General features: G+C 56.7%; 24 protein-coding genes. 20 read left to right on the forward strand and 4 right to left on the reverse strand.

Features of this window, described 5'->3' with window-relative positions; all coding sequences use genetic code 11:
- Positions 1-9 precede the first annotated feature (9 nt).
- From Q0802_RS07615 to Q0802_RS07710, 20 genes are all read left to right on the forward strand, one after another.
- Positions 10-1,641: a dihydroxyacetone kinase subunit DhaK gene (locus Q0802_RS07615; RefSeq protein WP_298915924.1), complete on the forward strand. Its 1,632-nt coding sequence runs from the start codon at positions 10-12 to the stop codon at positions 1,639-1,641.
- Between the two features lie 11 nt (positions 1,642-1,652).
- Positions 1,653-2,729, forward strand: coding sequence for a LacI family DNA-binding transcriptional regulator (locus Q0802_RS07620; RefSeq protein WP_298915927.1), 1,077 nt, complete (start codon positions 1,653-1,655; stop codon positions 2,727-2,729).
- A 1-nt stretch (position 2,730) separates the two neighbouring features.
- The gene (locus tag Q0802_RS07625) at positions 2,731-3,783 is read left to right on the forward strand and encodes a sugar phosphate isomerase/epimerase family protein (RefSeq protein ID WP_298915929.1); all 1,053 of its coding nucleotides are present in this window, start codon (positions 2,731-2,733) and stop codon (positions 3,781-3,783) included.
- Between the two features lie 2 nt (positions 3,784-3,785).
- Entirely contained in the window at positions 3,786-4,925 is a 1,140-nt protein-coding gene (locus tag Q0802_RS07630) for a Gfo/Idh/MocA family oxidoreductase (RefSeq protein WP_298915931.1), read from the forward strand.
- A 237-nt stretch (positions 4,926-5,162) separates the two neighbouring features.
- Entirely contained in the window at positions 5,163-5,882 is a 720-nt protein-coding gene (locus Q0802_RS07635) for a hypothetical protein (protein WP_298915933.1), read from the forward strand.
- A 109-nt stretch (positions 5,883-5,991) separates the two neighbouring features.
- Positions 5,992-7,194, forward strand: a complete 1,203-nt coding sequence (pcaF, locus tag Q0802_RS07640) for a 3-oxoadipyl-CoA thiolase (protein WP_298915936.1) — start codon at positions 5,992-5,994, stop codon at positions 7,192-7,194.
- Positions 7,195-7,197: 3 nt separating this feature from the next.
- Entirely contained in the window at positions 7,198-8,190 is a 993-nt protein-coding gene (paaA, locus tag Q0802_RS07645; RefSeq protein WP_298915940.1) for a 1,2-phenylacetyl-CoA epoxidase subunit PaaA, read from the forward strand.
- A 5-nt stretch (positions 8,191-8,195) separates the two neighbouring features.
- A complete protein-coding gene (paaB, locus tag Q0802_RS07650; protein ID WP_298915943.1) occupies positions 8,196-8,540 on the forward strand; it encodes a 1,2-phenylacetyl-CoA epoxidase subunit PaaB in 345 nt (114 codons plus the stop codon).
- Positions 8,541-8,569: 29 nt separating this feature from the next.
- Complete coding sequence (paaC, locus tag Q0802_RS07655) at positions 8,570-9,292, forward strand: 1,2-phenylacetyl-CoA epoxidase subunit PaaC (protein ID WP_298916821.1); 723 nt, start codon at positions 8,570-8,572, stop codon at positions 9,290-9,292.
- Positions 9,286-9,753, forward strand: a complete 468-nt coding sequence (paaD, locus tag Q0802_RS07660; protein WP_298915946.1) for a 1,2-phenylacetyl-CoA epoxidase subunit PaaD — start codon at positions 9,286-9,288, stop codon at positions 9,751-9,753. The genes paaC and paaD overlap by 7 nt, the downstream gene beginning before the upstream one ends.
- Before the next feature lie 5 nt (positions 9,754-9,758).
- Positions 9,759-10,823, forward strand: a complete 1,065-nt coding sequence (locus Q0802_RS07665; RefSeq protein WP_298915949.1) for a 2Fe-2S iron-sulfur cluster-binding protein — start codon at positions 9,759-9,761, stop codon at positions 10,821-10,823.
- A gap of 9 nt (positions 10,824-10,832) precedes the next feature.
- Entirely contained in the window at positions 10,833-12,875 is a 2,043-nt protein-coding gene (gene paaZ, locus Q0802_RS07670) for a phenylacetic acid degradation bifunctional protein PaaZ (RefSeq protein ID WP_298915952.1), read from the forward strand.
- Positions 12,865-13,641, forward strand: a complete 777-nt coding sequence (locus tag Q0802_RS07675; protein WP_298915955.1) for a PaaX family transcriptional regulator C-terminal domain-containing protein — start codon at positions 12,865-12,867, stop codon at positions 13,639-13,641. Before paaZ ends, Q0802_RS07675 begins: the two co-directional genes overlap by 11 nt.
- 42 nt (positions 13,642-13,683) lie before the next feature.
- Positions 13,684-14,298: a ribonuclease D gene (locus Q0802_RS07680; protein WP_298915959.1), complete on the forward strand. Its 615-nt coding sequence runs from the start codon at positions 13,684-13,686 to the stop codon at positions 14,296-14,298.
- A complete protein-coding gene (locus Q0802_RS07685) occupies positions 14,295-15,257 on the forward strand; it encodes a KpsF/GutQ family sugar-phosphate isomerase (RefSeq protein ID WP_298915962.1) in 963 nt (320 codons plus the stop codon). The genes Q0802_RS07680 and Q0802_RS07685 overlap by 4 nt, the downstream gene beginning before the upstream one ends.
- Positions 15,258-15,263: 6 nt before the next feature.
- Positions 15,264-15,872, forward strand: coding sequence for an LPS export ABC transporter periplasmic protein LptC (gene lptC / locus Q0802_RS07690; protein WP_298915965.1), 609 nt, complete (start codon positions 15,264-15,266; stop codon positions 15,870-15,872).
- 3 nt (positions 15,873-15,875) lie between these two features.
- Positions 15,876-16,367 carry an LptA/OstA family protein gene (locus Q0802_RS07695; protein ID WP_298915968.1) on the forward strand — a complete coding sequence of 164 codons (492 nt, stop codon included), beginning with the start codon at positions 15,876-15,878 and terminating at the stop codon, positions 16,365-16,367.
- Positions 16,367-17,125 (forward strand): LPS export ABC transporter ATP-binding protein, encoded by a 759-nt coding sequence (lptB, locus tag Q0802_RS07700; RefSeq protein WP_298915971.1) that lies wholly within the window; start codon positions 16,367-16,369, stop codon positions 17,123-17,125. The genes Q0802_RS07695 and lptB overlap by 1 nt, the downstream gene beginning before the upstream one ends.
- A 249-nt stretch (positions 17,126-17,374) precedes the next feature.
- Positions 17,375-17,941 carry a ribosome-associated translation inhibitor RaiA gene (raiA, locus tag Q0802_RS07705; RefSeq protein WP_298915974.1) on the forward strand — a complete coding sequence of 189 codons (567 nt, stop codon included), beginning with the start codon at positions 17,375-17,377 and terminating at the stop codon, positions 17,939-17,941.
- Positions 17,942-17,984: 43 nt separating this feature from the next.
- Entirely contained in the window at positions 17,985-18,449 is a 465-nt protein-coding gene (locus tag Q0802_RS07710; RefSeq protein ID WP_298915977.1) for a PTS sugar transporter subunit IIA, read from the forward strand.
- Positions 18,450-18,453: 4 nt separating this feature from the next.
- Here the strand turns inward: Q0802_RS07710 and Q0802_RS07715 are convergent, their stop codons facing one another.
- The 4 genes from Q0802_RS07715 to Q0802_RS07730 form a co-directional block, all read right to left on the reverse strand.
- Complete coding sequence (locus Q0802_RS07715; protein WP_298915981.1) at positions 18,454-19,884, reverse strand: nodulation protein NodH; 1,431 nt, start codon at positions 19,882-19,884, stop codon at positions 18,454-18,456.
- 3 nt (positions 19,885-19,887) lie between these two features.
- On the reverse strand, positions 19,888-21,588 hold the full coding sequence (locus tag Q0802_RS07720) for a beta-1,6-N-acetylglucosaminyltransferase (protein ID WP_298915983.1): 1,701 nt from the start codon (positions 21,586-21,588) through the stop codon (positions 19,888-19,890).
- Positions 21,585-22,571, reverse strand: coding sequence for a glycosyltransferase family 2 protein (locus Q0802_RS07725; RefSeq protein ID WP_298915986.1), 987 nt, complete (start codon positions 22,569-22,571; stop codon positions 21,585-21,587). Before Q0802_RS07725 ends, Q0802_RS07720 begins: the two co-directional genes overlap by 4 nt.
- A 202-nt stretch (positions 22,572-22,773) precedes the next feature.
- Positions 22,774-23,790, reverse strand: coding sequence for a glycosyltransferase family 2 protein (locus Q0802_RS07730; protein ID WP_298915989.1), 1,017 nt, complete (start codon positions 23,788-23,790; stop codon positions 22,774-22,776).
- Between the last annotated feature and the right edge of the window lie 76 nt (positions 23,791-23,866).

Raw genomic sequence — 23,866 nt, forward strand, 5'->3', positions numbered from 1 at the left:
GGGAGAGACATGGCGCAATTCATCAATGGCAAGGACACGCTGGTCACAGATGCAATCGACGGGCTGCTGGCCTGCTCCGGAGGCAGGCTCTACCGCCTTGATGGCTACCCCCACATCAAGGTCGTGTGCCGCAGCGATTGGGGCAAGTCACGTGTCGCACTGATCTCGGGCGGCGGGTCCGGCCATGAACCGGCCCATGCGGGTTTCGTGGGCGAGGGCATGTTGACGGCGGCCGTCTGCGGCGAAGTTTTCGCGTCGCCATCGGTGGACGCAGTGCTCGCGGGTATCCTTGCCGTCACCGGCGAAGCGGGCTGTCTGCTGATCGTGAAAAACTACACTGGCGACCGGCTGAATTTTGGTCTGGCTGCGGAACGCGCGCGCGCCTTCGGGCTCAAGGTCGCCATGGTCGTGGTAGACGATGACATTGCCCTGCCCGATCTGCCGCAGGCGCGTGGTGTCGCGGGGACACTCTTCGTGCACAAGATCGCGGGCGCTCTGGCCGAAGACGGGGCCGATCTGGATACCGTATCCAACGCCGCCGAAACCGCGGTGCGGGATATGGCCTCTATCGGGATGTCGCTGGACACCTGCACCGTTCCCGGCTCGACAAAAGAAGACCGGATCGCGGCTGGCATGGCGGAATTGGGGCTTGGGATTCACGGCGAAGCGGGCGTGCAACAAGTAGCGCTCGAAGGGGCGGTATCGGCCATGGACATGGTGCTCGACAAGTTGGTGCCTCATGTCACAGGTCAAGACTGCGTGGCCTTGCTGAACAATCTGGGCTCCACCACACCGCTTGAAATGGCGGTGCTGGCACAGGCTCTGGCAACTTCGGAAAAAGCCAAAGGGATCAAAGCGATCATCGGACCGGCACCGCTGATGACATCACTGGATATGCATGGATTCTCGGTGTCCCTGCTGCCCTTGACAGAGGGCAGAGAAGCCGCATTGGCGCGGGACATTCCCTTGCCGGACTGGCCGGGCATGACGCTGTTGTCGCCGGTTTCGGTCAAGCCCTTGCCGGATGGGTTGAGCCCAATCAAGCCGATCCCGTCGGAAAATCCCAAAACCCGCGCGCTGATCGACACCTGTTGCGATCTGCTGATTGCGGCGGAAAGTGACCTCAATGTGTTGGATGCAAAATCCGGTGACGGTGACACTGGCAGCACGCTGGCCACCGCTGCGCGTGCGTTGAAAGGGTCGATGGACCGTATGCCACTGGCTGATCTGACGCAGCTTTTCCGCGCGATCGGGAATGAACTCGGTCAGACCATGGGGGGATCTTCGGGTGTGATCCTCGCGATCTTTTTTAGCGCAACCGGCGATGCCTGCGCCAATGGAACGCCCACACCAGAGGCTCTGCTGGCCGGGTTGCAACGCATCAGCGAGGTGGGTGGCGCGCAACAGGGTGACCGCACAATGATCGATGCGCTGAAACCAGCTTTGGAAGCCCTGCCCCAAGGCGTCGATGCCGCAGCATTGGCAGCCCGGCAGGGCGCTGACGGTACAGCGGCCATGGGCCGGGCCAAGGCCGGTCGGGCCTCCTATGTGCCGGAGGAAAATCTGATCGGTCACAATGATCCCGGAGCCGAAGCGGTGGCGCGGCTCTTTGAGGGGCTGGCCTCTGCGTTGAAAGGATAACGACCCCCGAAATGAAGGTCAGTCGCGACACCCCGTTGAACCCAACCGTAAACGACATTGCCCGTGTCGCGCAGGTCAGCCTTGCGACCGTGGACCGGGTTCTGAATGAACGTCCGGGTGTGCGCAAAGTGACCGTCGAAAAGGTGAACCGCGCCATCGCGCATCTGGGATATGTGCGCGACACCGCTGCCGCCAATCTTGCCCGTGGCCGTATCTACCGGTTCCTCTTTATTCTGCCTGCGACCAACAATGAATTCGTCGAACTGCTGCAGGAACAGATCGCCGACCTGTCGCAGGGCCTGAAGCGCGAGCGCACGCGGATTTCGCATATACGTGTGCCGGCCTTCGACCCGATGGCGCTGGCGGATGCCATTGACGCGATTGACCCCGGTGATGTTGATGGCGTTGCAATTTTCGGCCCGGAAACGCCGTCCGTGCGGGACAGCATATCGAAACTTCGCGGCCACGGGGTATCGGTTGTCTCGCTGGTGGCGGACATTCCAAGCTCTGAACGCAACACCTACGTGGGCATCGACAATATCGCCGCCGGGCGGACCGCCGCACAGCTGATGGGTCGTTTTCTGGGGCCAGTAACCGGTGAGGTCCTCGTGCTGACCGGCTCCATGCTCGCGCGCGATCACCTCGAACGCAGGCTGGGTTTTGATGAGGTCATGGCGCGTGATTTTCCCAATCTCAACATCATGGCGTCGCTCGAAGGGCGCGACGATCCTGATCTGATCGAGCGCCTGTTGCCCCGCGCCTTTGATACCGACCGCAACATTCTGGGCATCTATTCGTCAGCCGCAGGCAATGCCGGTCTGGTGCGGCACCTGCAGAACCATCCGCAGGCACAGCCGCCCGTGATCATCGCGCATGAACTGACACCCCTGTCGCGCGCCGCTCTGAAAGACGAACGCTTTGACGCGGTGATCAGTCAGGATTCCGGTCATTTGATCCGCAGCGCTGTCCGCATCATGCGGGCGCATAGCGACAACGTGCCGATCAATCCGGCACAGGAACGCATTCGGATCGACGTTTACCTCAAAGAAAATCTGCCGCCAGATCGCGGCGGCCAACAGGGAGATTAAGATGAAGACGATCAAGGGACCGGCGCTCTTTCTGGCGCAATTCGCAGGCGATGACGCGCCTTTCAATTCATGGGACGCGATTACGAAATGGGCCGCAGACTGCGGTTACAAAGGAGTTCAGGTGCCCAGTTGGGATGCGCGTCTTTTCGATCTGGAAAAGGCCGCCGACTCTAAAACCTATTGCGACGAGTTCAAAGGGCAGGCGGCGGCCAATGGCATTGAGGTCACGGAGCTTTCAACCCATTTGCAGGGCCAGCTTGTGGCCGTTCACCCCGCTTATGATGCCGGATTTGACGGCTTTGCTGATCCGTCGGTGCATGGTGATCCGCAGGCGCGTCAGGCATGGGCCGTCGATCAGGTCATGAAGGCAATTTCCGCCTCTGCCAACATGGGGATCAAGAACCACGTGTCTTTCTCCGGCGCGCTCGCATGGCCCTATATCTACCCCTGGCCGCAACGCCCTGCGGGTCTGGTTGAGACCGCCTTTGACGAATTGGCGAAACGGTGGCGCCCAATCCTGGATCATGCAGACGCCAATGATGTGAACATCTGTTATGAAATCCACCCCGGCGAAGACCTGCACGACGGGGTCACCTTCGAGATGTTTCTGGAGCGTGTCGACAATCATGCCCGCTGCAACATGCTCTATGATCCTTCGCATTTCGTGCTGCAATGTCTTGATTACCTCGATCACATCGACATCTACGCCGAACGCATCAAGATGTTTCACGTCAAGGATGCGGAGTTCAATCCGACGGGCCGTCAGGGCGTTTATGGGGGCTACCAGCCCTGGGTGGACCGCGCGGGGCGTTTCCGCTCGCTGGGCGATGGACAGGTGGATTTCGCGGCGATCTTCTCCAAAATGGCGGCCAATGATTTTGACGGATGGGCCGTGGTCGAATGGGAATGCTGCCTGAAGCACCCCGAAGACGGCGCTCGGGAAGGCGCAGAGTTCGTGAAGGATCACATCATCCGAGTGACCGAACGCGCCTTTGACGACTTCGCAGATGGCGGCACGGATGAGGCCGCAAACCGCAAGATGCTGGGGATATAAATATGAGCAATCGCATTCGTTTGGGCATGGTTGGCGGCGGCAATGACGCCTTTATTGGAGCCGTACACCGCATCGCCGCGCGGCTCGATGACCGCTATGAGCTTGTGGCAGGGGCCTTGTCCTCGACCCCGGAAAAAGCCCGTGCATCGGGTGAGGCGCTCGGTCTGCCCGAGGACCGCATCTATGACGATTTCAAACAAATGGCGATCCGCGAAGCCCGCCTGAAAAACGGCATTGAAGCGGTGGCGATCGTGACGCCGAACCATGTCCATTTTGCCGCGGCGCGCGAGTTTCTCAAACGCGGCATCCATGTGATCTGCGACAAGCCGCTCACGTCCTCAATGGCCGATGCGCGCAAGATGGTGAAAGCCGCCGAAGCGTCCGATGCGCTGTTTGTCCTGACCCATAATTACACCGGCTATCCGCTGGTCCGGCAGGCGCGCGAAATGGTGGCGCAGGGTGAACTTGGGGCCATTCGTGTCGTGCAGGTGGAGTATCCGCAGGACTGGCTGACCAAACATGAGGATTTCAAGCAAGCCGCCTGGCGAACCGACCCGGCACAGTCCGGCGCGGGCGGATCAACGGGCGATATCGGCACTCATGCCCATAATCTTGCCTGTTTTGTGACCGGTCTGACGGTCGAAAGCCTTGCTGCGGATTTGCAGGCGTTTGTGTCGGGCCGTCAGTTGGATGACAATGCGCATGTCATGCTGCGGTTCAAGGGCGGCGCGCGCGGCATGTTGTGGTCCAGTCAGGTCGCACCCGGAAATGAAAATGCGCTGCGCCTACGGGTTTACGGCGAAAAAGGCGGGCTGGAATGGGCTCAGGAAAATCCGAACCAGTTATGGCACAGCCCGTTCGGAGAGCCCAAACGTCTGATCACCCGGAACGGAGCTGGGGCCGGAGACGCCGCTGCACGCATGAGCCGCGTCCCGCCCGGCCATCCGGAAGGATACCTTGAAGGCTTCGCGAATATTTACAGCGAAGCGGCAGACGCCATCGTGGCGCACCGCTCAGGAACGACGCCAGCGTCCGAGGTGACATACCCAACTGTGTATGATGGGTTGCGCGGCATGCATTTTGTCGACGCCTGCGTGCGCTCGTCCGCGCGAAACGCGGCATGGGTGCTCTTGCCGGAATAACACGCTGCCTTCATGCCAGGTCATGAACAAACTGTTTACAAATCGGAAAATGTTGCCCGTCATGGAAACGCCATGGCCGGCAACATTTTGAATATATTATGATAATTTTGAAAACGACGACGTATTCACCTAACCGGCCAAGATGAACCTATAAAACTCTCTTAAAAACCCCATTTTTCCAGAAACCTCTTCGAAAGAGACATCAGGCATTTTCCTCTTTTAACTTGGTGAGGTAAAATGTTTGATACTCATTCCGCAGATCAACTTGCGGCTCTTTTTGACCAGTTTTCTGTGCCGATGTTTGCGGCAGAGCGCAGCAGCGCCCAAGATGACTTTAAAATAATTTGTACCAACGAGGCGCATGCCAAGGCATCAGGGCTTTCCACTGCCAGCATGCGCGATATTGAAATTCGCGAACTCTTGCCACAATCCGAAGCGCAAAGCGTCATTGGAAAATACGCTCAATGCGCTGACATGCATCGTGACCTGCGCTATTTTGAAACCCTGACGATGCCAAAGGGTCTTCAGCATTGGGATACATCGCTGCAGCATGTTCCGCTTGGCTCAGGCGGTGACCGAGTGATTGGCACCGCGTTCCAGATTACCAGCGACCGTTACGCCGAAGGCAACCGCATCACTTTCGACAATATCCGCTTCTTTTCATCGCTGGCCGACATGCAGTTGCAAAATCTGGTTTCCATGTTTGAAGCGGCGCGGGATCAAGGGCTGTTTACCGATGACAGCGCAGGTCGTGTCACGCGGCTCTGCGGTATCTGTCGCACCGTGCAAAGATCGGTTGAAGATATCAAAGCAGCAGTGCGCAATGCAGACACCATTCGAATATCTGAAAATCAGAAGTCATTGCTGTCAGAAGCAAACACCGCAGATGACCTGATGCAGGAATTGGGCGGCAAAACGCTTCGCGCTCTGTTCGAAAGCGCCCGGGAAAAAACCTGAACCAGAAAGCGTTACGAGAATTTGATAGCATCCTATCGTTCGTAACGTTTCTGTTGAAACGAATCCCGCCATGAAATAATGTCCTCCAAACCCCGGAGGACACTCATACATGCAGGCTTTCATTTGCGATGCACAGCGGACACCTATTGGACGCTACGGTGGCAGCCTGTCTTCTGCGCGCGCCGATGACCTTGCAGCGATTCCAATAGCCGCTCTGATGTCACGCAACCCATCGGTCGATTGGGCCCGCGTCGATGACGTTATTCTGGGCTGTGCCAATCAAGCGGGCGAAGACAACCGGAACGTTGCGCGCATGGCCGCACTGCTGGCCGGACTGCCCATCGAGGTGCCGGGATCAACCATCAACCGTCTCTGCGCCTCCGGCATGGATGCTGTGGGACAGGCAGCACGTGCCATCCGGGCCGGAGACATGGACCTCGCAATCGCTGGCGGCGTCGAAAGCATGAGCCGCGCACCCTTTGTAATGCCTAAAGCCGACACCGCGTTTTCCCGCAGTAATGAGGTTTTCGACACAACCATCGGATGGCGGTTCGTCAACCCGAAGATGAAAGCGGCCTATGGCATCGATTCCATGCCGCAGACAGCTGATAATGTGGCCGATGATCATCAGATCAGCCGGGCGGATCAGGACGCCTTTGCCGCGCGCAGTCAGGCGCGATGGGCGGCGGCGGATCAAGCGGGCGTTTTTGCCGAAGAGATCACACCGGTCACCATCCCCCAACGCAAGGGGGATGCGATTGTCGTGGACCGCGACGAGCACCCGCGACCGGGCACCAACATTGAAAAGCTGGAAAAACTACGTGGCATAAACGGCCCCGATCATACAGTTACGGCGGGAAACGCCTCAGGCGTGAACGACGGAGCGGCCGCATTGTTGATCGCCTCTGAAGAGGCCGCGCAAGAACACGGGCTGACGCCGATGGCCCGCATTGTTGCGATGTCAGCAGCCGGTGTGGCCCCTCGGGTCATGGGTATCGGCCCGGTCCCCGCATGCCAAAAAGTGCTGTCTCGCGCCAATCTGAGCATTGATCAGATGGATGTGATAGAATTGAACGAGGCTTTCGCCTCGCAGGGCCTGGCAACCTTACGCGCGCTTGGTGTTCCTGACGACGCGGCCCATGTGAATGCTAACGGTGGCGCCATTGCTATCGGCCATCCCCTGGGCATGTCCGGCGCGCGATTGGTCATGACCGCCGCCTATCAGTTGAAACGCTCGGGCGGACGCTATGCGCTTTGCACCATGTGCGTCGGTGTCGGGCAAGGTGTCGCGCTCATCCTTGAAAGGGTTTGAACCATGTATGCACAGATGATCAAATCGACCGGAAAAGGCGTGAAATCGCTTGATGAAATGGACCCGGAAGAGCGCGCGTTTCAGGAGCGCATCAACGCAGGCGGCAAGATCGAACCCAAGGATTGGATGCCCGAAGGCTACCGCAAAACGCTGATCCGTCAGATCGGCCAACACGCACATTCGGAAATCGTCGGGCAACTCCCGGAAGGCAACTGGATCACCCGTGCGCCGACTTTGGAACGTAAAGCAATTTTGCTGGCCAAGGTTCAGGATGAAGCGGGCCACGGTCTCTACCTTTACTGCGCCGCTGAAACGCTGGGCGTGAGCCGCGATCAACTGACGCGCGACCTGCTGACCGGTAAGATGAAATACTCATCGATCTTCAACTATCCGACCCTGACATGGGCGGATATGGGCGCGGTTGGCTGGCTGGTCGACGGGGCCGCGATCATGAATCAGGTGCCCTTGCAACGGACGTCATACGGGCCTTACGCCCGCGCCATGGTGCGCATTTGCAAAGAGGAATCGTTCCACCAGCGTCAGGGCTTCGACATCATGATGAAGATGGCAAATGGGACGCAAGCGCAGCGCGAGATGGCGCAGGATGCGCTCAATCGTTTCTGGTATCCGTCCTTGATGATGTTCGGCCCGTCAGACGCGGAATCCGTTCATTCGGCTCAGTCGATGGCGTGGAAGATCAAGATGAACACAAACGATGAGCTGCGCCAGAAATTCGTAGACCAGACCGTGCCGCAAGCGGAGTATCTGGGCCTGAAAATCCCCGACGAACACCTGAAATGGAACGAAGATCGCGGGTCTTATGACTTTTCCGAACCGGATTGGGATGAGTTTTTTGATGTGCTGCAAGGCAATGGTCCGTGTTCTCGCGACCGGATGGAGGCGCGCAACAAAGCCTGGGATGACGGGCGTTGGGTGCGGGAGGGTCTTCTGGCCCACGCGCAGAAAAAACGATCACGCAACATGGCGGCGGAGTAGGTGACATGAGCAGCCCGGAATCCGGATCATATGATGCAACCGAAGCCGCGCCGCATGGCAAGCCCAGGGCAATTGAATGGCCCCTGTGGGAAGTTTTCATTCGCGGCCAACATGGGTTAAGCCACCGACATGTGGGCTCGCTCCATGCGGCTGACGCGCAAAGTGCCATCAAAAACGCTCGGGACGTCTATACCCGGCGCAACGAAGGGGTCAGCATCTGGGTCGTTGAGGCCAGCGCAATCGCCGCTTCCAGACCGGAGGAAAAAGGTCCGCTCTACGACCCCTCCAATGACAAAGTGTACCGCCATCCGACGTTCTTTGACATTCCCGATGACGTAGGTGCGATGTGAGCGACCCTCTGTTCGAATTCCTTTGCCGCATGGGCGACAACACGCTGGTGCTCGGGCACCGCGTGTCGGAATGGTGTGGGGTGGCGCCGGTGCTCGAAGAAGACATTGCCTTGGCTAACACGGCATTGGACCTGATAGGGCAAACGACACTGTGGCTGAATCTGGCCGGTGAGGTCGAAGGAAAAGGGCGCAACGCTGACGCCCTCGCCTTTCGGCGCGACATCTGGGATTTTCGGAACGTCCTGCTTGTCGAGCAGCCAAACGGTGATTTCGGTCAGACTATGATGCGCCAGTTCCTGTTTGATGCGTGGCACAAAGCTTACCTGACAGCCCTGCAATCGAGCAGCAATGCGCAAATTGCAGCGATCGCTGAAAAGTCACTCAAGGAGGTAACCTACCATCTGGAACGAACCACGGACACGGTGATTGGCCTCGGCGACGGGACCGATGAAAGCCATGACCGCATGCAGAATGCCCTTGATAGGCTCTATCCTTACGTGGGTGAAATGTTCACATCGGATACTGTCGACGCGGCACTTTCGGCGGAAGGGATAGCACCCGACCCTGCGTCGCTCCGACCTCAATATGATACGCTGTTGCGGGACGTTTTTTCGCAAGCAACGCTCACAATACCGGCAAGTGATTTTGCGCACAAAGGCGGAAAGTCCGGGCAGCGCCACTCCGAACACCTCGGCCATATGCTGGCGCAGATGCAATGGCTGCAACGTGCCTATCCGGATGCGATATGGTAATCGAAAAGCCTGCGTTAGAGACGATTTGGCAATGGCTGGATGGGGTTCCTGATCCAGAAATCCCGGTCATCAGCCTGACGGACCTGGGGATCATTCGGGACGTGGAATGGCAAAACGACACGTTGGAAGTGACCGTCACCCCCACTTATTCCGGCTGTCCGGCCACAAGGATCATCAACCTGGATATCGAGACGGCGTTGAGGGATCGCGGGATCAAAAATCTGACGCTCAAAACGCAATTGTCGCCTGCCTGGACAACCGATTGGCTATCGGACCGCGGCAGGCGACGTCTGGAGGAATATGGCATCGCCCCACCGCAAGCTGCGGGCGGACCCTCTCAATGCCCCCACTGCAAATCCCAAAGTCTGGAACGGATCAGCCAATTCGGATCGACCCCGTGCAAGGCGCAATGGCGCTGCCAAGACTGTCTGGAACCTTTTGACTATTTTAAGTGCATCTGAAAAATATGGCCCAGTTTCATCCCCTTACAGTCACCAATATTCATCACACGATCCGCGATGCGGTCGTCTTGACCCTGAAACCGGAAAACCCGGACGTTTTTGACTTCACTCAAGGCCAATATCTGACGTTTAAACAGGATTTCGACGGCATTGAGCTGCGGCGTAATTATTCGATTTGCGCGGGCCTTGACGATGGTGTGCTGCAAGTGGGGATCAAACGGGTTGACGGCGGTGCCTTTTCGACCTTCGCCAATACAGAAATCAAAATCGGTGATACGCTTCATGCCACACCGCCAAATGGCACATTCTTCGCCAAAATAGAGCCTAATGAAGCAAAAAACTACCTTGGCTTTGCGGGCGGGTCAGGCATCACGCCGGTGTTGTCTATCCTGAAAACCGTTCTGAGCCGCGAACCACTGTCATCTTTCACGCTGGTCTATGCCAACCGAGCGGTCAACACGATCATGTTCCGCGAAGAACTTGAAGACCTCAAGAACCGCTTCATGGGCCGGTTGACCATCATTCACATTCTGGAATCCGGTCAGGATATGGACCTTTTCACCGGGCGGGTCGATCAAGCCAAATGCGAAAATCTTTTCAGGCATTGGGTGGATGTCAGGTCGATTGATGTTGCCTTCATCTGCGGGCCAGAACCAATGATGCTGGCCATTGCCGAAAGCCTGAAATCACACGGGTTAGAGCCTGATCAGATCAAGTTCGAACTCTTTACCGAAAGCCAGCAGGGCAGGCTAGCGAAACAGGCTATCACGGATCGTGCGAAAGATCAGAACGGAACACAGGCCCATGTGACGGTCGAAGGGGTGACGCGCAGTTTCACCATGCCCAAGGATCAATCGGTGCTGGAGGCCGCTTTGGACAACGCTCTGGACGCCCCATTTGCCTGTAAGGCGGGTGTGTGTTCGACCTGCAAGGCACGCGTGCTGGACGGCGAATACGAGATGCTGACCAACCATGCTCTGGAAGACTATGAGGTCGAACAGGGCATGGTTCTGACCTGCCAATGCTACCCGCTGAGTGACACGATCACCGTCGAATACGACACACATTAAGGACAGATCATGCCCAAGGACGCAGCCTTTCGTGACATTCACAGTTTTGCGGCCGGGCAGTGGGTCGCGCCGGCTGCCGGTGCGCGTCGTATCGCCAGTGCGATTGACGGTGAGGTTATTGCCTGCGCCGGAAATGACGCACTCGACGTACAAAGCATGTTGGCATATGCGCGCGAACGTGGCGGACCAGCGCTGCGAAAGCTGACGTTTCACGACCGTGCGCGCATGCTCAAGGCGCTGGCCCTGCACCTCAAAGAACATCGGCAAGCGCTTTATGATCTCAGCTTTGACACCGGGGCCATACAATCCGATCACTTGATCGACGTTGATGGTGGCATTGGCACGATGCTGGTTATTGCCTCCAAGGGCCGTCGCGAGATGCCCGATGGACATGCCTATCTGGACGGTCCTGTCGAACAATTGGGTCGGCACGGGCACTTCATGGGACGCCACATCGCAACGCCGCTGCAGGGTGCTGCTGTTCACATTAACGCCTTTAATTTTCCGGTCTGGGGTATGTTGGAAAAACTGGCACCAACGCTGCTAGCGGGTGTACCGGCAATCGTGAAACCGGCCACGGCCACATGTTATGTGACCGAAGCCTGCGTGCGCATCATGCTGGACAGCGGATTGCTTCCCGAAGGTGCGCTGCAGCTTGTCACTGGTGGTCTGGGCGACATGCTCGACCATCTGGACTGTCAGGATGTGGTCAGCTTCACAGGGTCAGCGGAAACCGCTCTGAAGCTGCGCGCAAACCCGCTTCTGCTGGAACGCTCGACGCGGTTCATGGCCGAACAGGACAGTCTGAACGCCTCTGTCCTCGGGCCAGATGCCACGCCGGGCACACCCGAATTCGACCTGTTCGTGAAGGAAGTACACCGAGAAATGACCGCCAAGGCAGGACAGAAGTGCACGGCGATCCGACGGATCATGGTGCCTCAGGCGTCCGTGGATGCGGTCATCGCAGCTGTCAAAGAACGCCTCTCGAAAATCCAAATCGGCGATCCGAGGCGAGAGACTACGCAGATGGGTGCGCTTGTCTCCATTGGGCAGAAAAGAGACGTACTGAAAAAAGCCGCCTTGATCGAAACAGAGGCCGAAAGGGTCTTTGGCGATCCCGACGCCTTCGCGGTGGACGGCGCTGACACCACCAAGGGCGCATTCCTGCCGCCGATGCTGTTTCACTGTCCGGAACCGGATACAGCGCTGCGCGTGCATGACACCGAGGCATTTGGACCCGTAGCGACCGTCATGGGATATCGCGATCTCGATCATGCGATTGCACTATTGAACCGCGGGCAAGGATCGCTTGTTGCTTCGATCATAACCAATAGCGGCGACGTTGCCCGCGAAGTGGCGATGAGCTCTGCCGCCTTCCACGGACGGCTCTATTTCAACAACCGCACGTCGATGAAAGAAGCAACGGGTCACGGCGCGCCCTTGCCGCATATGGTCCACGGCGGACCCGGTCGCGCCGGTGGCGGCGAGGAACTCGGAGGTGTGCGCGGCGTTTTACATTACATGCAACGCACTGCAATTCAGGGCAGCCCTGACATTCTGACCGCAATTTCCAACCACTGGGTTCCCGGCGCGCAAGAGAAATCCGACAAACCACATCCATTTGCGCGCAGCTTCGCGAAAATTGATATCGGAGACACGTTGCATGCGGGGCCGCGGACGATCACACTCGAGGACATCGAAACCTTTGCGCATTTCACCGGAGATACATTCTACGCGCACATGGACGACAAGGCCGCGGCGGCCAACCCCTTCTTTCCCGGTCGGGTCGCCCATGGTTACCTGCTGTTGAGCTTTGCGGCTGGTCTGTTCGTGCAACCCGATCCGGGACCCGTTTTGGCCAACACGGGCCTTGATAACCTGCGTTTCATGGCACCGGTGCAACCTGGCGATGCCATTTCTGTCCGTCTGACGGTCAAAGCCAAGACCCCGCGCAATGAGGAATATGGTGAAGTACGCTGGCATGTAACGCTCACCAATCAGGAGGGGGCGGCAGTTGCAGAATATGAATTGCTGACGATGAATGCCTTCTGAGGGCCTTCGCGATCTCACGGCCAAACTGACGGAACTGGGGGGGCAACGCGTCTGGTCGCTGCTGATCAGCGTGTTTGGCGATCTTGCGCAGGAAGAAGACGCCGGTATCAATGGCCCGGTCCTCTCAGAAATAGTGGCCGCGATGAATGTGCGCCCCGAAGCAACGCGGGTGGCGTTGCACAGATTGCGCAATGACGGCTGGATCACCTCGCAAAAGTCGGGACGCACCAGCCAGCATAGCCTGACCGACCACGGACGTCGCGAAACCCTCACGGCCGCCAAACGTATCTACGCGCACCCTGATGACATGCCGACCGATTGGCAAATCGTGATCTTGGATGGCACGGATACCGATCAGCGCGGTCAGATGATGGCCAAAGGCTATACACCGCTTTTGCCGCGCGTGATGATCGGCGCTGCAGCTCTTGCGGTGCCGGGCGATGCTCTTTGTCTGCGCGGAGAGACAATTCCAAAATGGCTGCGCGTCCAGCTCACGCCCGACGGGCTTTGGCAAGACTATCGAGACCTTTACAGAATCCTGACGGAAACCGACCAGCTATTGCCGGATGGCACCGTGCTTACGCCTTTGCAGGTGGCGGTTTTACGCTGCCTGATCGTCCACAACTGGCGGCGGCTGGTGCTTAAACACCCCGACTTGCCGACAGCCCTTTACACTGACGGCTGGCGCGAGAATGACTGCCGCAAACTAGTCGGCACGCTCTTGCACCGGTTCCCGCGTCCAAAATTGACGGAGCTTTCTAATTAACCCGTGCTTCCACAAGGCAAAAAGGCAGGATATAGGAAGCGCATGACTCACACCGTTTACAAAAATGACCTGCCTGATGGTCTTGATCTTGGCCCCGTAGTTGCGATCGACTGCGAAACCATGGGGCTTAACCCGCACCGTGACCGACTGTGTGTGGTGCAGTTATCGGGCGGCGATGGCAAGGCCCATCTGGTGCAGATGGCCCAGGGCCAGACCGAGGCGCCCAACCTCTGTGCATTGCTGGAAGACCCGAATGTGTTGAAGCTCTTTCACTTCGGTCGGTTCGACATCGCGGCACTGCTGAATACGTTCGGCGCGACGACTTCGCCGGTCTACTGCACCAAGATAGCCAGCCGCCTTGTGCGCACGTTCACGGATCGTCACGGATTGGCGAAGCTACTACAAGAAATGCTCGACATCGACATTTCCAAACAGCAGCAATCCAGCGACTGGGGTGCGGATACGCTGACCGACGCGCAGGTCGATTATGCCGCGTCCGATGTGCTCTATCTGCACCAACTGCGCGAAGCCCTGAACAAAATGCTCGTGCGTGAAAACCGGATGGAGATCGCTCAGTCCTGTTTTGACTTTCTGCCAATGCGCGCGCGGCTTGACCTTGAGGGCTGGCCTGACACGGACATCTTTGCACATTCATGAGCACGCCCTTTATCGATACAGCCCGGCGTGTGATCCGCGCAGAAGCCGACGCGCTCAAGACGCTGGCAGACGGGCTGGATGGTCGGTTTAGAGAAGCAATTGACCTGCTGCTCAACAGTAAGGGTCGCGTGATCGTCACCGGTATCGGTAAATCCGGCCACATCGCCCGGAAAATCGCGGCGACGCTGGCCAGTACCGGCACCCCGGCCCAATTTGTACATCCGGCAGAGGCCAGTCACGGCGACCTGGGAATGATCACCAATGCGGACGTCGTTCTGGCGATCTCCAACTCCGGTGAAGCGCCCGAGCTTGCCAACCTGATCGCTTACGCGCGGCGTTTTGATATTCCACTCTTGGGGATCACCAGCGTCGAAGGCTCCAGCCTCGGGCGCGAATGCGATGTCGTGCTGCTGCTGCCACGGTTAGGGGAGGCCTGCGGTACGGGCGTTGTGCCATCTTCGTCAACGACCATGACCCTGGCTTTGGGCGATGCATTGGCCATCGCACTGATGGAGCACCGTTCCTTCACGCCCGAGAACTTCCGTGATTTTCACCCGGGCGGAAAATTGGGCGCGCAACTCAGCCGCGTCTCTGACCTGATGCACAGCGGCGATCAACTGCCGCTGGTGTCGCCAACAACGCCAATGTCCGAAGCGCTGATCGAGATCAGTCAAAAGGGGTTTGGAGTGGTCGGTGTTACCGGCAATGACGGCACCCTTGCAGGCATCATCACCGATGGCGACTTGCGACGGCACATGGATGGTCTTTTGTCGCTCACGGCTCAAGACGTCATGACCGCATCACCGGTCACAATTGAACCTGGGGCACTTGCAGAAAAAGCCGTTGCGATGATGCAGGGGCGTCAGATCACAAGCCTGTTCGTTGTCGACAATGAAGGGCCGCCAGTTCCTCGTGGTCTGATCCGCATTCACGATTGCCTGCGGGTCGGGTTGGGCTGAAGCGCCATGCAGGGAGATCGCTATTCACGCATGGTGGCATGGCTTAAAGTGGCGCTGCCGCTTGCCGCACTTGGATTACTGTCCACCTTGTTCTTGCTGGCCCGCGTAGTCGATCCCGCCAATTCGATTCCTTTCGCAGACACCGAAGTCCAGGACCGCCTGCTGAACCAGAAAGTTTCCGGACCCTACTACTCTGGGACGACCTCAAATGGTGATCAAATCGCCTTTATCGCCGAGACGGTCACATCTCCGAATGGAGTCACCGGTGCCACACAGGCGAATGACGTTTTTGTCAAATTCGACCTGGCAAATGGGACGCGGTTGACGGTCACCTCCCTGAAAGGCGCTGTTGACGTTGCCAATGATACGTCCAATCTGACCGGGAATGTCGTGATCACCACCTCGCAGGGATACAGAATCACGACAGAGGCTCTTGTTGCCCGGATATCCTCGCTCAACGTCGTATCCCCCGATACGGTTTTGGCCACGACGCCCGGGGGAGAGCTGATCGCTGGCAGTATGGAACTGAAATCGCCCAAAGCAGATGCCCCCGCCCAATTGATTTTCACAAATGGCGTGAAGCTGTTATATCAACCCAAACAGGTGAAAGACTGACGCGTGAATTTGTTAAAAATACTGACCCTCCCCCTGTTCATCTTGCTCGCTTCTCAGGCGCTCTGGGCGCAGGGGACGCAGGTCGCATTTGGTGCCTTGCAGCAAGATAAGAGCCTCCCTGTGGAAGTGACTGCCGAAAACCTGTCCGTCGATCAGGCGACCGGAGAGGCCGTCTTCACGGGAAATGTGGTTGTTGGTCAGGGGGAGATGCGCCTTTCGGCGAAGCGGGTATTGGTTGTTTACCGCGAGGAGACCGATGGCATCGAACGCATGGAGGCCACAGGAGATGTACTATTGGTTTCCGGCCCGGATGCCGCCGAATCGGAAAAAGCCAACTACAATATTGATGACGGCACCATCGTGATGACGGGTAACGTGCTTTTGACCCAAGGGCCATCTGCGATCACGGCTGACCGAATGACCGTGCAGCTCGATAGCGGTACGGCACAGATGTCGGGGTCAGTCAAAACCATCCTGCGGACGGGCGACAACTGATGGCGCGTCCTGTGCTTACGGTTTCAGAAGGGTCCGCAGGTCTCCACGTCGAACATCTGCGCAAATCCTATCGAAAAAAGACAGTCATCCGTGACTTTTCGATGTATTTGGAACGTGGCGAAGTCGTTGCGCTTCTTGGTCCCAACGGATCAGGAAAAACCACGACATTCTATGCTGTTGCGGGATTGGTCACGCCTGAAGGCGGTGTGGTGCGCATTGATGGGCAAGAGGTGACACATTTGCCGATGTATCGTCGTGCCCGGCTCGGGATTGGCTATCTGCCGCAGGAAATGAGCATCTTCAGAGGGCTGTCGGTTCAGGATAACATCAGCGCCATTCTGGACATCAGCGAAGCAGACCGCCACAAGCGTCGTGAAAGGCTGGAAGAACTGCTCAGCGAGTTCTCCATTGAACATCTCCGCCGCGCGCCGGCTCTGGCCCTGTCCGGTGGTGAACGGCGTCGGGTCGAGATCGCCCGTTGCCTCGCTGCAAGCCCAAAATACCTGTTGTTGGATGAACCTTTTGCGGGCGTTGACCCCATCTCCGTCGGGGATATCAGACATCTGGTCGCGGATCTGAAAAAACGCGGCATTGGCGTTTTGATCACCGATCACAACGTCCGAGAAACGCTCGAAATCGTTGATCGCGCTTATATTCTGCACGAAGGCCGTGTGCTGATGTCGGGCTCCCCTGACGAAGTCGTACAAAACGAAAACGTGCGCCGGGTCTACCTCGGTGACAACTTCAAAATCTCCTGATGGTTGTAAGCGAGCGTTAACCATTTTTCTGCTTAGAAAGCCCGCTTTCGTTTGACTCCGGTACGGTTTTTCGGGCTCAATGACAGCATGGCACTTACCAGTTCCTGTCTGACCACGCATTGGCCTGCTTGCCAGGGCCCGAAGGACAACAATCCAAAGGAATGCCATTTTCCGTGATTCTCTGGCCTGACATCTGGCGCTCTGGCGTCATCGAACGGGCTGTTGGATCGACCATAATTAGGAGAGACTATGCGGTATCAAATCAGCGGCAAACAGATCGACATCGGTGAAGCACTTCAAACCCACGTAAAGGAAGAACTGGGCGAAGCTGTAAAGAAATATGCCGAGCGTCCAACTGAAGCGGTTGTTGTGTTTTCCAAATCGGCCCACGAGTTTGTCTGCGAGGCGACTGTACATCTGTCTACCGGCCTGACCGCACAGGCAAAGGCACATCAGACCGAAATCTATGCGGCTTTTGATTCGTGCTGCGACAAGATGGAAAAGCAGCTCCGTCGATACAAGCGTAGGTTGAAAGATCATCACAAAGATCGAGCTGAACCTGTTGAAATCTACGGCGCGTCCTCCTATATCCTCGCATCAGACGCCGACTCAGAGTCGCAGGAACCAGAGACGCTGCAACCGATCATCGTCGCCGAAATGGAAACAAAGATACCCTCTTTGTCTGTCGGTGAGGCTGTGATGCAAATGGAGCTTGCTGGTGCCCCGATTTTGGTCTTTAGAAACGAAGGCAAAGAGGGCTTGAACGTCGTATACCGTCGCGATGACGGAAACATTGGCTGGATAGACCCGCAATAGGATGTCCGAGAGGCAAAGCCGCCTCCAGAAAAGTGCGAGCAGTATGGATTTTGATAAACTCCTCAAGCCTGAGGCGGTGAAGGTTTCGACCGCCGCCTCAAGCAAGAAACGGTTGATGCATGATCTCAGCGATCTTGCAGAAGAGGCCTATGGGCTAAGTGCTGGTGCAGTTCTTGATGCGCTTTTGGAGCGTGAAGCGCTTGGTCCGACCGGCGTCGGGCATGGTGTCGCCCTACCGCATGCACGTCTTAGTGGTCTGGAAGATGTCGTTGGGGCCTTTGTGCTTTTGGAGAAACCCATCGATTTCAATGCAGTTGACCGTCAACCTGTGGATATCGCCTTTGCGCTGTTTGCGCCGGAAGACGCTGGCGTAGAACACCTCAAGGCGCTGGCGCTGGTTTCCCGGACGCTGCGGGACCAGAATATCTGCAGCAAGCTGAGAGCAAATCCAAATCCCGCTACCTTGCACACGATCCTGACATCGACGGAATCCGAGCAGGCGGCGTAGATCTTTACGCCCAGCGCTCAAATCCAAACATCATATAGTCGCGCTGATAGGCCTGGGACACGGCACGCTCGATCTCTTCGTCATATATATCTGCAAGCCGGAATGGCGCCTCATGCTGACGCTGTTCAAATCTTGGCGCATTGGTGTGCCCAGCGCGCATGGCAATCGCATCAAGATCGTCTCCCATAGCGCCATCTTCGCGGATCAAAACATCCGGCAAGGCGAATTGAGCAAAGCCCTGAACCACCTCTGACTGCGAGCACCATGCGGCATCGACCCTGATCGCCGTCTGCCCTGCCAGGTTTTTTCTCAGAAATTCGACAAAGCCGAGAAATGCTGCCTTGTGACGCTCCAGATCATAACCTCCTTCGTCGGGGGTTGCAGGAATATCCAACCCATATCGTTTGATCAAAGTCCGTCGAACGGCGTCAAAAACTGGCGCTCCGTAGCCCAGAATATGGTCACAGAAAACACCGTGCGCACGCGCCACGGGGTGTCGAAGCACCGAAAAGCTGCGGTGCCCCTGGTGCCGTCGCTTCCACTGCCGCAACTCTTTTTGTGACATCCCAGTTATCAGGTCTTCGGGACGAACATTGTCCAGGTTGGCCATCCAATTGGTCAAATCCGCACGCGGCCCTCCTTTGATAGGAAGATACAAGAGAGCTGTTTCCGCACATGCCACATAGGTCGGAACGGCTGCGAGGCGTCGTGGCTCAAAGTTTGGCGCATGTGCAAGATCAAAGCAGTCCAGCTTTGCCAACGCCTCTTCCATCTCTGAAAAATTGCTTACCTTGCACGAAACTGGCGCGGGATTCTGCACCTTCAAACTGGTATCGAGCTTTTCCAGATGGCCGGACGCTCCAAGAAATTTGATCAGGCCATTCACGACATCGATCGATTGCAAATCCTCATAGGTCAGAAAAAATGCACTTTGTCCGCTCGTCTGCAGACGGCTTTGCAACATGTTCTGGAAGCGCTGCAAATCATTGCGATAAATCTCAAACTCGTCAGCGTCGAACTTGACTTTGGCGTCTTTGCGCCTTTTGACATCCGTCAATTTCCACTGTCCGGTTGCCTGCGCAATCTTCCAGCTGACATAGCTATCAACTGGATTTCGGGTCAGGATGATTTTTGCGCATTCCCGGTTTTCCAGAATTAAATCCAGCACGCGCGGGTCGTGATCGTGGAAGTACCTGAAACCTGACAAACCCGCGCTGCTTGTATTGATCTTGTTCAGAAGTTTTGTGGGATTACCTTCGCGTTCATCCATCGTGATGCCCAAGAGCTCTTCGCGGTTGGGGTAGCCGATGAAATGCGGGTTAAACGCCTCGCCACAACAGGCAATGCCCTCAACGGCATTCAGATTTGCCTCCAGAAGGTTCGATCCGGTACGCATCTCTGCAAAGATGACAAAAGACGCAAAGGGCGCAGCCATGACCTAACGCACCAGATAGGGTTTACTTGGCCTGTCCTGAGCGCCCGTCGTGCCCATGGTGTCAACGGGGAAATCGCCCATTAGGTAGGGGTGCATACCCTGGTTCTTCAGATTCTGAAGGAACTGACCAAAGCCTTTCAAATCCACCATACGCGGAACTTCCGACAATCGGCGCGGAGTCGTGGGGCCGATCTCGTCCAGTATTCCCTGCAAAGGCTCCATCGGTGCTTCGATGAATTCGGCCATTGTCCAAATTCGAACCCTTGCTTTCACCCAAGTTGAGCGAAGGACATCAAGATGTTCACTTTCGGTTTTTTGCAAATGAGCTGCCAACCTGCGCAAATCGACAAAATTCGCGTTTGTACGAAAGAGCGGCACCGCCCAAGCACCGCTGATGACCGAAATCTGGGCGTTCGGATCCTTTGCAACGCGCCAATTGATCGCCTGATTGTCACCGGGTCCGAACTGAAAGCACTGACGCTCCCCTCGGGTGTTCCATATCAGATTGGTCAGGAAGGCGTGAGGATTATAGTCGCGCAGGGTCGCACTGCTGCTGAGTGCGCCATTCATGGCGGTATGGCCATCAGCGAAATGAGCGCCGTCAGGCGCAAAGAGATGGCCGTGCACCCGGGCACCCGTTGATTTGGCCAACCAAGGTTCAAAATTTTCAAAGAGTTCAGCAAACCCCTGAAACATGGAATAAGGTGCTGCGGTCACACCGTTTTCCCAATCCTCACGCGGGTGCCGGCTCTGCATGTAAAGACCTGCACGACCGCGCGTACGGCGTTCAACCGCCTTGGCGAAAATTCTGTCAATCTTGCCGGGGTTCGGCTCGGTCTTTTTCATTGCCCCTTCCGCATCGGTAAGGAACGCATCGTACAGACGGTTGGCGTAGGGCCAGATTTTCCGAGCAACAAAGCAGTCGGAGCGCCGCAGCAATTGCAAGTGATCGTCGTAGAAGATGTGCGGCTTGCCCTGATAGTCGAATTTCGAAAGGGTCAGGGAACGGCTTTCAATGTTGATTGCATACTGCCGGGCCAAGGTCTGGAAATAGCTTTCGTCCGGAATCCAGACCCGGCGAAAGTAGCGGTCATATTCATCTCGCGCGGGGTCTTGCAAAATGGCAGAAAGTGTCTGTCGGGTGAGGCACCACCATTGCGACCCCATATGAGGCACCAACCCGCCTGGTACTTTGCGTTTGACCCTCAGTGCGCGCTGCAAGGCCACATATCGATCGAAAAGGTATCGACGCCGCTTCCATGGGAAGGGGAAACGTAATGTGAACCGTTCCGCATCAAGGCCGCCCATGGTCCACGGCACGTCAGCAGTCGTGGCGCTTTCGATAAAATCAGTCTGCGGACGTTCCTCAAGATAGTCGATCAGCTCGTCCACGGGGCGCAGTGGCAAACAGGACCCCGAGGCCAGATAGACATGGCGCACATGAGGAAAATCGGACAACATCCGCTCTGATGCTGTTTGGGTTGCCGCCACAATGCCCCACGTCCCCCATTCGCATCGGTAGCGTGCCGTAAACGTGATGTCGGGCAAATCGGCAAGTTCTGCCACGAAGGCATCATAAGTCTTGCGCGGCACACTCTTGTCCACATGGATCGCAACGGGGCACCCCGCAGCCGACCAATGGCGCACCACCTGCCGGGCCCGGTCCAGCGCCGTATGCACCAGAATGACAATGCCAACGCTCATGCCCAATTTCCCTTGGACATCAAACCCAGTATTTCAAGCTGCCGCCAATTTATGTATTTTTCTGACCACTTGCACCACAGCTGCGAATCTTCAGACAGATGATCCGCGTAGGCTCGATACTCGTAAGACTCCGCATAATGCTGCTGACGTTTGATTTCCTCGGTAGCCTTATCAGCGAACGTATCAATGAACTTGGCATGAAGAAGAACGCCTGAGGCCTTTTCGCCACCCCACTCGTCATAAACGAGGTTCAGCCCGCGTGGCAGCAGCATGTGTGTCGAATTCACGTAAGTATACCGCTTGTCCCATTTGACCAATGGCACCTTGTTCAGCGCAGGCGCGCGTTCGGGTTCTTCGGGAAAAAAGACACGGCTGCGCGGGCCCCCTTGTATCCACAGGTTGCCGTAGAGGTGATTGCGAGAGATCGTGTAGTTCCCGCTGTCAAACCAGCAGGCGATGTCGATCGGATTTTGCCCGGGCAGATAGGGTTGTTCTTCCAGACGTCCTTTGGGATACATATCCAGCAACATGGCCGAAAATGCCCGGATCGAGCAGCTGTCAAGCCAGTCTGTGAGAGCCCGCAAAGGGCGCGTATCGCAAAACGGGTAGAGCAGGAATTCATCAGGATCGACGACGACACACCAATGACCGTCAGCGTATTTGCCCTGCAAATAGTTCAGCCAGTCGACACCAAACCGCGCGCGCTTGTAACTGCCCCTGGTCTGCCACAAGGATACATCCGGCTGATCCACAAGATAGTCTGCCGTGCCGTCGGTGCTGTCATTGTCGACGATAAAGAAATGGGTCACACCCATTTCACGGTAGTACTCCAGAAAATAAGGCAGTCGTACCTTCTCGTTTCTCTGGGTTGAGAAAAGCAGGATGTCACCATCCCGGATTTGCGAGGTTCGATCCACAACACGACGTAATTCGAAGCTCTTTCGCTGGGCGCGCAAACGCAGCCGCTTTCGCGCCAAACGCATCCGGTAGGATCCCAGAACACTCAAACCTCAGCCCTTCTTCACCGCCTCTACCGTAGATTTCTGGGGAAACGTCCCGGTCTCGCCCACGGTCGATCTTGTATCGCTTATGTTAATTCGCGACTTATTGATATTTTATTGCTTAAAATGCGTTTTTTCGCAATGTTTTAAAGCGTTCTGGTCAATTCGAGCATTTGGGGCGGGTTCACCACTGGCCTCTTGCCATCAAGCCGAGCTCGACAAGCTGCTCCCAACCGGAATAAGGCGTCGAATTCACGTCCCATAAATCAGGATTTTCGATCAGCGACTGATAATAGGCATCATAGAGCTTTGAGTTTGAAAAATGCTGCTTGCGGTTCTGCTCAGCGCGGGCGCGGTCTGCGACGCCCGGCAGAAACTTAGTGTGCAGCAAGACACCTGTTACCTTCTCTTGCCCCGGCTCATCGTAGGTGCGGTTCAACTGCGGTGGCAGCGCGTTATGAGTGGAATTGACAAAGGTGTAGCGACGGCTCCATTTCACCAGTGGAATCTTGTTGAGCGTCGGAGCCCGCCGGGGGTCTTCGGCAAAAAAGCACCGTGCGCGCGGCCCTCCCTGAAGCCACAGATTCCCCATTCTGGACTGGCGCTGCGCCCAATATCCGTATGCGTCAAACCATTTCAGCACTTCGCAAGGATTTTGATTTCGCTTGTAAGACTGCTCATCGGCGGGCCCTTTTGCATAGAGGTCGAGCATCATCGCGCCCATCGCACGTTGGCCATGTTGATCCAGCCAGGTGGTCAGTTCAGGCAGTTTTCGTGTTTCATGATCGGGATAAATCAGTAATTCGTCGGCATCGACAGTGACCGTCCAGTGCCCGTGCCCGTATCGGATCAGCAACCAGGTCAACCAATCCATGCCGAAGCGAGCATTCTTGTACCCCGCATTCGTATGCCAAAGCGATACGTCAGGAGCGGCCGCCAATAGCGCCGCCGTGTCATCCGTACTGTCGTTATCCACGATCAGGAAATGAGACACGCCCAATTCTCTGTAGTGTTCCAAAAAATACGGCAACCGCATTGCTTCGTTCCGAACGGTTGCAAAAAGCAGGATTTGCGCAGGGTCAATCCGGGCGGTTTTGTCTGATGTCAATTTGAGAGCGTGGCGGCTGCGAAACCCGCGCCATAACAGGCGTTTACGTTTGAGTCTGAGTTTGTATCTGGTCCAGGGACCCGGGCCCGACATCTGACGTCCTTTCTCCTCCTCGTTGGAAGAGTGAAGGTTGGAGATATCTTCTAACTGGCACATTGAGCGAGGTGAT

It is taken from the genome of uncultured Roseobacter sp. (genome assembly GCF_947495275.1).
In the GTDB taxonomy this organism is placed as follows: Bacteria; Pseudomonadota; Alphaproteobacteria; order Rhodobacterales; family Rhodobacteraceae; genus Roseobacter.